9 protein-coding genes and 1 other RNA gene are annotated in these 9,568 nt (G+C 67.4%); 6 read left to right on the plus strand and 4 right to left on the minus strand.

What is annotated here, in order from left to right; genetic code table 11:
* The first annotated feature begins 194 nt into the window (after positions 1-194).
* From rnpB to ACLP25_RS12490, 4 genes are all read left to right on the plus strand, one after another.
* An RNA gene (rnpB, locus tag ACLP25_RS12475) (RNase P RNA component class A) lies at positions 195-608 on the plus strand.
* A 54-nt stretch (positions 609-662) separates the two neighbouring features.
* Complete coding sequence (locus ACLP25_RS12480) at positions 663-1,283, plus strand: urease accessory protein UreE (protein ID WP_442469512.1); 621 nt, start codon at positions 663-665, stop codon at positions 1,281-1,283.
* Positions 1,284-1,489: 206 nt separating this feature from the next.
* A complete protein-coding gene (locus tag ACLP25_RS12485; protein ID WP_442469513.1) occupies positions 1,490-2,197 on the plus strand; it encodes an urease accessory protein UreF in 708 nt (235 codons plus the stop codon).
* 183 nt (positions 2,198-2,380) lie between these two features.
* Positions 2,381-2,629: a hypothetical protein gene (locus ACLP25_RS12490; RefSeq protein ID WP_442469514.1), complete on the plus strand. Its 249-nt coding sequence runs from the start codon at positions 2,381-2,383 to the stop codon at positions 2,627-2,629.
* 100 nt (positions 2,630-2,729) lie between these two features.
* Here ACLP25_RS12490 and ACLP25_RS12495 read toward each other — a convergent pair whose 3' ends face one another.
* Complete coding sequence (locus ACLP25_RS12495; RefSeq protein ID WP_442469515.1) at positions 2,730-4,652, minus strand: hypothetical protein; 1,923 nt, start codon at positions 4,650-4,652, stop codon at positions 2,730-2,732.
* 279 nt (positions 4,653-4,931) lie between these two features.
* Between ACLP25_RS12495 and ureG the strand changes: the two genes are divergently transcribed.
* Positions 4,932-5,546, plus strand: a complete 615-nt coding sequence (ureG, locus tag ACLP25_RS12500) for an urease accessory protein UreG (RefSeq protein ID WP_442469516.1) — start codon at positions 4,932-4,934, stop codon at positions 5,544-5,546.
* A 454-nt stretch (positions 5,547-6,000) separates the two neighbouring features.
* Here ureG and ACLP25_RS12505 read toward each other — a convergent pair whose 3' ends face one another.
* The 3 genes from ACLP25_RS12505 to ACLP25_RS12515 are packed head-to-tail and all read right to left on the minus strand — an operon-like array spanning position 6,001 to position 8,810.
* Positions 6,001-6,744, minus strand: coding sequence for an NUDIX hydrolase (locus tag ACLP25_RS12505; protein ID WP_442469517.1), 744 nt, complete (start codon positions 6,742-6,744; stop codon positions 6,001-6,003).
* Positions 6,741-8,318 (minus strand): benzoate-CoA ligase family protein, encoded by a 1,578-nt coding sequence (locus ACLP25_RS12510; protein ID WP_442469518.1) that lies wholly within the window; start codon positions 8,316-8,318, stop codon positions 6,741-6,743. Before ACLP25_RS12510 ends, ACLP25_RS12505 begins: the two co-directional genes overlap by 4 nt.
* A gap of 30 nt (positions 8,319-8,348) precedes the next feature.
* Positions 8,349-8,810, minus strand: coding sequence for a 4-hydroxylaminobenzoate lyase (locus tag ACLP25_RS12515; RefSeq protein ID WP_442469519.1), 462 nt, complete (start codon positions 8,808-8,810; stop codon positions 8,349-8,351).
* 96 nt (positions 8,811-8,906) lie between these two features.
* Between ACLP25_RS12515 and ACLP25_RS12520 the strand changes: the two genes are divergently transcribed.
* Positions 8,907-9,568: helix-turn-helix transcriptional regulator (locus ACLP25_RS12520; RefSeq protein WP_442469520.1), on the plus strand; the 662-nt coding region annotated here is incomplete at its 3' end.

Raw genomic sequence — 9,568 nt, forward strand, 5'->3', positions numbered from 1 at the left:
CTATCGCCCAAAAGTCGGAGCGCGGCGCCGGAGCGCTCACCTGCCGCTGCCGCCACACTTCCATAATTCGAGTGAAGCTTCAATGAACGAGTCATGCCGTTGGTTCCCCCGGTCCGAGGCCCCGGCGCGTTTTCCATCCGCCGCGTCCGATTAATGCTTGACCGCCGCCGCCCCGGCCACATATGCCTCATCCGCCAGTCGGCCGGACGGCCGCCGCCCTCAGCCTGTCGAAGGGGCGGAGGAAAGTCCGGGCTCCATACGGATGCGGCGCCGGATAATGTCCGGCGGGGGCGACCCCAGGGAAAGCGCCACAGAAAGCAAACCGCCGGATCGCGAGGCCGCTAGGCTTAAAGCGTACGGCAAGGGTGAAAGGGTGCGGTAAGAGCGCACCGCGCGGGCGGCAACGCCAGCGGCACGGCAAGCCCCGCCGGGAGCAAGACCGAATAGGAGCGACGCGCGGCGCGTTCGCCGCGGGGCCTTGTCCGTTGGCCCGGTCGCTCGGGTTGGTTGCTTGAGGCGCCCGGCGACGGGCGTCCCAGAGGAATGGCCGTCACGTCGGGGTGCAAGCCCCGGCCATACAGAACCCGGCTTACAGGCCGGCTGGCGTTTGCGCGGCGCCTCGTCCATGCTGGCGGGCGCGGAGCGGAGGGGAAGGAACGGTGATGCTGCGGGCGGACAAGGTGCTTCCGGCGGGGCATTGGATGGGAACGCCCGTCGACAGCGTCGTGCTGGAGTTCGACGAGCGCTACCGCCGCCGCCTCGTCATGACCGGGGTCGGCGGTTTCGCCTTCCTGCTCGACCTCCCCGATGCCGCGATGCTGCGCGGCGGCGACGGCCTGAGGCTCGAGGACGGCCGCATCGTCGAAGTGGTCGCCTCGCCCGAACCGCTCGCCGAGATCAAGGCCGCCGACACGCTCGCGCTCATGCGCGTCGCCTGGCATCTCGGCAACCGCCATCTGCCGACCGAGATGACCCCGAAAGCTTTGCGCATCCGCCGCGATCCCGTCATCGAGGACATGGCCAAGGGCCTCGGGGCGCGCGTCATCCCAGTCGATGCGCCGTTCAACCCGGAAGGCGGCGCCTATGTGCAGGCGGACGCGCACGCTGACGGGCATGACGCTCACGATCATGCGCATAATCATGGTCACGATCACGCTCATCATGGTCAGGGGCGCGGGCGCGGCCACGACCACACTCGTCATGATCACGACCACGATCATGGCGCTTGCGATCATCCCGACCAAGATCACGGCCACGACCATTCCCATGACCATGGCCATTGACAAGAGCGGTTTGAGCGAACTCGCGTTCGGGCGGCGGCGCCGCCGCCCCACTTGTGGGGGCGGGTCGGGGTGGGGGGTCGCGCCGGCCTTTGGTCGCGTGCAGACGCCCTCTACGACTGCAAGAACGGAAAGGTGTGGCGCGACCCCCCTCCCAACCTCCCCCACAAGGGGGGACGAGATCGCCCCCGTCGAGCCGGATCGCCCCGATGGTGCCTTGCTCTAGCCCGTCCGCCCCCGCCGACATTGAGGCGTCCCTCCTGCCGCTCATGCTGTGGCTGTCGCCGGCCTTCCCGGTCGGTTCTTTCGCCTATTCGCAGGGCCTCGAATGGGCGGTGGAAAACGGCGACGTGCGCGACGCGCGCTCGCTCGGCGGCTGGCTGGTCGAACTCTTGACCTTCGGCGCGCCGCGCGCAGACGCGGTCTTGTTCGCGGAAAGCTTTCGCGTCGCCGAGGCGGAGGACTGGGAAGCCCTTGTCGAGACGAACGACCTCGCGATTGCGCTCGCGGGTTCGGCCGAGCGGCGGCTCGAGACGACGGCGCAGGGCGCGGCGTTCGTCGCCGCCGCCCGCAACGCGTGGGATTGCGAGCCGTTGCGGCGGCTCGCCGAGGCGGAGCGCGTCGCCTATCCGGTCGCCGTCGCTGCGGCCGCCGCTGGTCACGGCCTGCCGCTCGAGGCGAGCCTTCAGGCCTTCGTGCTGGCGCAGGTCGCGGCGGCCGTCTCGGCGGTGGTGCGCCTTGGGCCGATCGGCCAGACCGACGGCCAAAAAATCCAGGCGACGCTCATTCCGCGCCTCCGCGCCCTCGCCCGCGAGGCGGCGAGCTCGACCGTCGCCGACTTGGGTTCGTGCGCCTTCCGCGCCGATATCGCCTCGATGCGCCACGAGACGCAATATTCGCGGTTGTTCCGGTCGTGAGCGCGTAGCGTCTGCCGCCGATCGCCTCGGCCGATCGAGGAGGGTTGCCGGAGCCGTGCGTGTTGCGGTCGGCAGATGCGCGTCATTGACAGCTCTCGACATTGGCGCCTACCTTCCGTTGTCGCGCGATGATCCCGGGTGGACCGGGGGCGGCCGCGAGAAGTGGAAAAAATTGGGGCGTCCATGTCACCCAAAACGTGCCTGACACTGGAATTAGCGCTGGCCGCCGTTTTCGCCGCAATCTTCGCCGTGACCTTGCTGTGGCCGGATTGGATCGAGCTGGTCTTCGGCGCCGACCCCGATCGAGGGTCAGGCGAGGATGAATGGGCGATCGTCGCGGCGAGCGGCGCGCTCGCCCTCGTCGCGATCTTTATCGCGCGGATGGAATGGCGGCGGCTTCGTCGTCTCAGCGGCGCCCCGGCGAAGAGCTGACGCGGCCGGGCGCGGCCCCGATCGGGCCGCGGCGTCGCAAACCCTCCTTCTCTTGACCCGTTGTGCGGCGTGTCGGGCCGGCTGCGACCGGCCCTTTGGCTTACTTGGGATTGGCGCCCCCGCCGGGGTTGATGATCGAGTTGCGGCCGAACAACAGGTAGTAGGGGTCGAAACGGTAGCCGGCGGTGGTGGTCGTGTCCTTGAGGATCGCGTAGGCGAAGCCGGCGAACAGCCCTGTCTGAGGACTGGCCTGCCGCGCCGTGACGAAGTCGCCCCAACGCGTCGTCGAGAAGGTGCTGGCCTCGGGGTACCAGACGACGAAGTCGCCGAGGATGCCGACGGCGCTGTTGGCGTCAAAAGTTTTGCCACCCCAGGCGAGCGCGATGCCGACCTCGCCTTGGCTGTTGGTCGCCAGCGCAGGGTAGGCGAAGGCGTAGTCGTTGTTCCAGATCGGGAATTGGTCGATGCGCTGGTAATTGTTGGTGGGATCGATCTTGACGACCTGGACGTTCGCGTTCGGGAAGTTGAATCCGCCGGGCGCGCCGGTCCCGGAACTGGCCATCCAGGCGAACCAGATTTCATTGTTGCGCCGTGTGGCCCCGATAACGCCGGCATTCGGGAAGCTCGACGCCTTGGTCAGCCAGTCCGCGCCGCTGGCGCCGGTCGAACTCAAGGTTCCGTTCGGCCAGTTGTTCACGCCGACGTCCCGCCACGAGTAGGACGTCGAGTTCTCGTTCCAGTTGAAGACCGTCAAAGTGCTGTTGTTCTTGTTGCCAGCCCAGTAAGCCTCGTCGCCGGTGTTTTGCGTGACGTGACTCCCGTAGGCGACGCCTCCGTTCGACCAGTCGGTGTAACGGAAATTGATCGTGCCCCCGGCGGAGATGTCGGACAGGGAGATACGCACGACGATCCGCCCGGCCGACCAATTGTCGACACTAATGTAAAGATAGTTCGTCCCAACGGAGATGTTCGGGTAGTCGAGGTTGTGGATTCCGTTCTTCGCGTCGGCCGCGGTCGTGACGATGCCAAGGGCGTCCGAGGTTAGGTCCCAGTAGGTCCAGGACGTGCATTTGCTGCTGTGCACGCTCTCGGGACTGGCGGAGGCCACGCGCAGGCGGTTCTTGCCGTCGGCGCCCGGGTTGAACTGCATGAGCCAGATGAAGCGGTCGATGCTCGGAACATACTGGACGATCTGGTCGCAACAGAAGCCGCCGTCGGCCGTGTTGTCGAAGACGGTCGTCGGGTCGAGGGTCGTGAAGGTGCCGCCGCCATCGAAGGAATAGAGAATGTACCAGTTCCCGGTGGCGAGCACGATATTGCCGCTCTGGGCGCCGCTGATATCGGCGGCCACCGTCGATTGCGGAGACGCGACGCTGCCGGAGTTGGTGTAGACGCCGAACACGACCGGGTCGTCGCCCCCTGCGCCGCCGGCGCCCCCTGAGGAGAAATTCAGCGGCGCGTGGACGGCGCCCGGCGTCAAAAATCCGCGAAACGGGCCTCGTGGGATTCTGGGCGCCCGGAAGCCGTTCGCTCGAATCGTGGGGTTTTCGGGTCTGACGACGGGCGGATAGGGCGCGCCGAAGGTGCGCTGGGGCGGCGCGCTGCCGGGTTTCGAAACGTCCGATCCGCCGGCTTCTTCACCCGGTTCGCAGGGTTCGTACTTGCACGGCGGCTCGTGTTTCTCCGGCGGCGGACAGGGTTTCGGGCCTTCCGCCGGCGGCTTGCCGCAGCAGGTCGCCTCCGGCGGGGCGCAAGGTTCGCAGGGCTCGCAAGGCTCCTTGCAGTCCGCGAGCGCGGCGACCTCGTTCAGCGTCTCGCAGGTGTTGCGGGAAATGTGTTCGAGAACGCAGATCGCCCGGTCGAGCTTGCGGGTGAGGCCGGCGAGCATTTCGTTGTTGGCCACTTGAACTTCGATCAGCGTCCTGAGGAGATCGCCGATCTCGCCCGGCGCCGGCCGCGGGCCGTGGCGCTCGGGGTCCTCGTGTTCGTGGCGCTCGTGGTCGTGTTCGTGGTCCTTCGCCATGGCCGAATCCCTCTCTGGCGGACGGGTCGGCGCTTAGCGCCTGGCGACATCCAAACCCGACCCGAACGCTTCCTGGCCCGTTTATGAAGCGGCCCTTCTCGGCTATGGATGTTTTCGACGGACCAGCGGGGCGAGCGTATCAGATTGACAGGGGCGCGCAAGCAAGCGTCCGCAGCTCCGGACTACTCCGGGCAAACGCCGACGCAGCCGAAACGCGCTTGTTTCTTGGCGGGCGATGGTTTGGATGAGATTCGCACACTGGGATCGAACGGACCGCACATGACCTCCCCAAAGCAACCCCTCCGCGTCGGCGTCGGCGGGCCGGTCGGCTCCGGCAAGACGGCGCTGATGGAGCAGCTGTGCAAGCGGCTCAGGGACAAGCTCGACGTCGCCGCGATCACCAACGACATCTACACGAAGGAGGACGCGCGCATTCTGGTCGAGGCCGGCGCACTGCCCCCCGAGCGCATCATGGGCGTCGAGACGGGAGGCTGCCCGCACACCGCCATCCGCGAGGACGCCTCGATCAACCTCGCGGCCGTCGCCGACATGCGCAAGCGCTTCCCGGACCTCGACGTGATTCTGATCGAATCGGGCGGCGACAACCTCGCCGCTACCTTCTCGCCCGAACTCGCCGACTTGACCATCTATGTCATCGACGTGTCGGGCGGCGAAAAAATCCCGCGCAAAGGGGGGCCGGGCATCACCCGCTCGGACCTGCTCGTCATCAACAAGACCGACCTCGCCCCTTACGTCGGCGCCAACCTCGACGTGATGGCCCGCGACGCCAAGACCCAGCGCAAGACGCGGCCGTTCGTGATGACCAACATGAAGACAGGGGAGGGGGTCGATGACGTGATCGTCTTCCTCCGGGAGAAAGGTGGGCTCGGGTGAGGCGCGGTCCATCGATCTGATAAGTCAAGAGCGCCAAGAAAATTTTTCTAATTATCGGAATATATGGTACGCTTCCAAAGTTGGCGGTGAGTTGGAAGTTAGACAAGAAACGCCGCCTTGCTGTTTGAAAGCGCGAAAACTGACGCGCCTCGCCAGGGCGGCGAAGCCAGCGCCGGGGCCCGTCTTGCGCAGACGCCCTTCATGCCGCGCATGTTGTCGGATGCGGTCGCTGACCCCGCCCTATGAAAGTGACAGAAGAAGGCGCCTAAGGCTTTGAAATCGGTCGTGCGGCGCCAAGACTGCATGGATCGGCCGTCGGACGGCGCCAAGCTCCGCGATCCGGCCCAGTCCCGCCGCCAGAGAATCATCGGCTCGGAAAAGTCGCTGCAAGTCCTTGAAAAGGCTGAAAACCGACTCGGAAAAGACGAGCCCGGCGACGGAGCGGCCAAAGCGATCAGAGCAATCCGACGACCGAGAACGCCTCGCCGCCGTATCCGGCCTCGGCCGGAATCTTCAGGCCGGGGCCGCCGTCGACGGTAATCTTTTCCGGCTGCACGGTCACGACGGGGGCCGCTCGGGCGGCGGCGAGCGCGGAAGACGCGTCGGCGTGGGCCGAGAGCTTCCACAAATTGCGGAAGGTCGGGAAAAGAAGCTTGTAGCGCTTGCCGTGCTCGGCCAGCGCCTCGCGCGGGGAAATCCAGACCGAGTCGACCGCCTCGCGGCCGTCATGGGCGAGCGCCTGGTCGGAGGGCGCGAGCGCCAGAAAAAAATGCGTGTCGAAGCGCTTCGCCACAAAGTCCGGCGTGATCCAGTGGGCGAAGGGGACGAGCGCGTCGAGCGTGGGCGCGAGTTTTTCGCGCGCCATCAGGTCCGCGAAGGGCGCCGCGCGGTCGAGCGCGGCCGCACGCGCGGCCGGGACGAAGCTGTCTTCGCCCTCCGCCCCCGCCAGAAGCACGCCGCATTCCTCGAACGCCTCGCGGATGGCCGCGACCTTGAAGGAAGCGAGCGGGTCGTCCGGCGCGACGGTTCGGGCGAGCGCCTCGTCCGCCGTCTCCATTCGGCCGCCCGGGAAGACTAGCGCGCCCGAGGCGAAGTCGATCTCGTGATGGCGCACGACCATGAAGGTCTCGAGCCCGGCCGGGCCGTCGCGCAACAAGAGGATGGTCGAAGCGGGGCGGGGAACAGCGGGTTCGCTCATATGCGGGCGCGCTCCATCTCTCTCAAGCGGAAGCGCTGGATCTTGCCGGTCGCCGTCTTCGGCAGTTCCGCCACGAACTCGATCGCGCGCGGGTATTTGTAAGGCGCCAGCCGGTCCTTGACGAAGGTTTTCAGCTCGGCGTCGTCGGCGTGTTCGCCCGGCCTCAGCACCACGAACGCCTTGGTCTTGGTCAGCCCTTCGGCGTCGGGCACGCCGATCACCGCGGCTTCCAGCACCGCGGGGTGCTGGACGAGGGTCGCCTCGACCTCGAACGGGCTCACGTACACGCCGCTGACCTTGAGCATGTCGTCCGTGCGGCCGGCGTAGGTCAAGGAGCCGTCGGCATTGCGGACGTATTTGTCGCCGGCCTTGGTCCAGCCGCCCTGGAAGGTCTCGCGCGTCTTCTCGCGATTGCCCCAGTACATGAGCGCGGCGGACGGTCCGTGGATGTAGAGGTCGCCGGGCTCGCCGTCCGGGACCGGCCCCCCGCCTTCGCCGCGCAGTTCGATGTCGTAGCCCGGCACCGGCCAGCCGGTCGTGCCGTAGCGCACCTTGTCTGGCCGGTTGGAGATGAAGATGTGCAGCATCTCGGTCGAGCCGATGCCGTCGATGATATCGACGCCGAAATGCCGCCGGAAGCGCTCGCCGATCTCGGCCGGCAGGGCCTCGCCCGCCGAGGAGACGAGCCGCAGCGCGACCTCTTCGCGCTTCGGCAGGCCGGGCGCCGCGAGTATGCCGGCGAAGCCGGTCGGCGCGCCATAAAAGACCGTGGGCCTGACGTTCCCGACCTCGCCGCGCCAGCGTCGGAACACGGCGTCCGGCGTCGGCCGCTCGCCCATGAGCAGGACCGTCGCTCCGACGGACAAGGGAAAGGTCAGCGCATTGCCGAGCCCGTAGGCGAAAAAGAGCTTCGCCGCCGAGAAGCAGACGTCGTCCTCGCGCAGATTGAGGATCGTCTTGCCGTAGAGTTCGGCGGTCCAATAGGGGTTGGCGTGGGAATGGACCGCGCCCTTGGGGCGGCCGGTCGAGCCCGACGAATAGAGCCAGAAGGCCGGATCGTCGGCATGGGTCCGGGGGACCCGCGCGAGCGGCGCGTGGCGATCGAGAAAGGCCTCGAACTCGACCTCGCCGAATTCGAGCGGCTGGGTCGGACGCGAGACGACGACCTTGTGGACCTCGTGGTCGGACTTGGTGAGCGCGGCTTTCAGCGCCGGCTTCACCGCGCCGCTGACGATCGCGGCTTGCGCGCGCGCGTGCTCGAGCATGTAGGCGTAATCGTCGGCGGTGAGCAGCGTGTTGACCGCGACCGGCACGGCGCCGGCGAGAATCGCCCCGAGGAAGGCGACCGGCCAGTCGCAGCCGTCGAGCATCAGAATGAGCACCCGCTCCTCGCGCTTGACACCGGCGTCCCTCAGCGCCCCGGCGAAGCGGCGGACGCGCTCGTCGAGCTCACGGTAGGTGAGCCGCCGCTCGTCGTCGATGAAGGCGACCTTGTCGGGACGGCCGGCGTTGGCTTCCAGCATATGCCGGGCGAAATTGAACGCCTCCGGCGGCGCCTCGACGCTCGCGCTCATCGTCTCCTCCCGGTCTTTCGCCTCGGAGATTCAGGTGAACTGAACTCTGCCCTCGGGCAACAGATAAAGCACATAAGCGCGCCCTTCGCTCACCGTCGGCTCATGGGCGCTGCCGGGGGGATAGACGACCCAGCCGGCGCCGCGGCCGTCGAACAGCGCCTCGCCCTCGACCGGCATGACGCAGTCGATCTCGCCGTTCGGATGGACGTGATGCGGACCGGCGACGTTCGTCATGTCGACCACGTCGACCGAGAAGCCGGAGAGGTCCGGTGCGGGCTTGAGGATGCGTCCGTAGCGGATTCCTCCGGCCTCTCGGTTGCAGAGCCAACCCTCCGCCGCGCCGGCTGCGCAATGGGCCTTCAGTGTCTCGTAGATCGCCGAGCCGGGTCCGTGCTCGCGGTTGAGCCAGCCATCGAGGTCGCCGTCGAGGGGGCGGCCGGCGATTTTTGCGGCGAGGTCGGCGATCGTCGCTCGCAGGGTTTCCGGGGTCAAGGAGGTCGGGGACATCGTGTCACAGGGGCGGGCTTGCCCGCGTTCGGGGTGATGCAATATCATGCCTACCTAACTGGATATGGGCGTGCACCATTCATGTCAAGCACTATAGTGCCATCGGGAGAGGTTGCGGCGCTCGAGCCGCCCGCGGGGCGCGGCGAGGGCGAGGGCGAGCGCAAGGACCCCTTTTTGATCGCCCTCGGCGAGCGGGTGCGGGCGTTACGGGCGCGGCGCGGCATGACCCGCAAGGCGCTCGCAGCGGCGACCGAAGTCTCCGAGCGGCACCTCGCCAATCTCGAATACGGCGTCGGCAACGCCTCCGTGTTGGTTTTGCTGCAGGTCACCCGCGCGCTCCATTGCTCGTTCGCGGAGCTGCTCGGCGACGTCACCACCCAGTCGCCGGAATGGCTGCTGTTGCGCGAGATGCTGGAAAATCGCGACGAGGCGACCCTTAGGCGCGTGCGCGTTGCCGTCGGCGAGCTGCTGGGCACGGGCGCTGATGCGGCCGGAGGGCGCGCGCGGTCGCCGCGGATCGCCCTCATCGGCCTCCGGGGCGCCGGCAAATCGACGCTTGGCGGCATGCTGGCGGAGGACCTCGATTTTCCGTTCATCGAGCTCACCCGCGAGATCGAGAAGATGGCGGGCTGCACCACCGCGGAAATCCTCGGCCTCTACGGCCAGAACGCCTACCGCCGCTACGAGCGGCGGGCGCTCGAGGAGGCGGTCCAGATCTATCCGGAGGCCGTTTTCGCCACGGC

Source organism: Roseiarcus sp., from assembly GCF_052145395.1.
In the GTDB taxonomy this organism is placed as follows: Bacteria; Pseudomonadota; Alphaproteobacteria; order Rhizobiales; family Beijerinckiaceae; genus Roseiarcus.

What these genes read in the sequence shown, in the direction of transcription:
- ACLP25_RS12490 (WP_442469514.1), top strand. Translation starts at nt 2,381, where the DNA reads ATGTCACCCAAAACGTGCCTGACACTGGAATTAGCGCTGGCCGCCGTT.
- ACLP25_RS12485 (WP_442469513.1), top strand. Translation starts at nt 1,490, where the DNA reads ATGGTGCCTTGCTCTAGCCCGTCCGCCCCCGCCGACATTGAGGCGTCC.
- ureG (WP_442469516.1), top strand. Translation starts at nt 4,932, where the DNA reads ATGACCTCCCCAAAGCAACCCCTCCGCGTCGGCGTCGGCGGGCCGGTC.
- ACLP25_RS12505 (WP_442469517.1), bottom strand. Translation starts at nt 6,744, where the DNA reads ATGAGCGAACCCGCTGTTCCCCGCCCCGCTTCGACCATCCTCTTGTTG.
- ACLP25_RS12495 (WP_442469515.1), bottom strand. Translation starts at nt 4,652, where the DNA reads ATGGCGAAGGACCACGAACACGACCACGAGCGCCACGAACACGAGGAC.
- ACLP25_RS12480 (WP_442469512.1), top strand. Translation starts at nt 663, where the DNA reads ATGCTGCGGGCGGACAAGGTGCTTCCGGCGGGGCATTGGATGGGAACG.
- ACLP25_RS12510 (WP_442469518.1), bottom strand. Translation starts at nt 8,318, where the DNA reads ATGAGCGCGAGCGTCGAGGCGCCGCCGGAGGCGTTCAATTTCGCCCGG.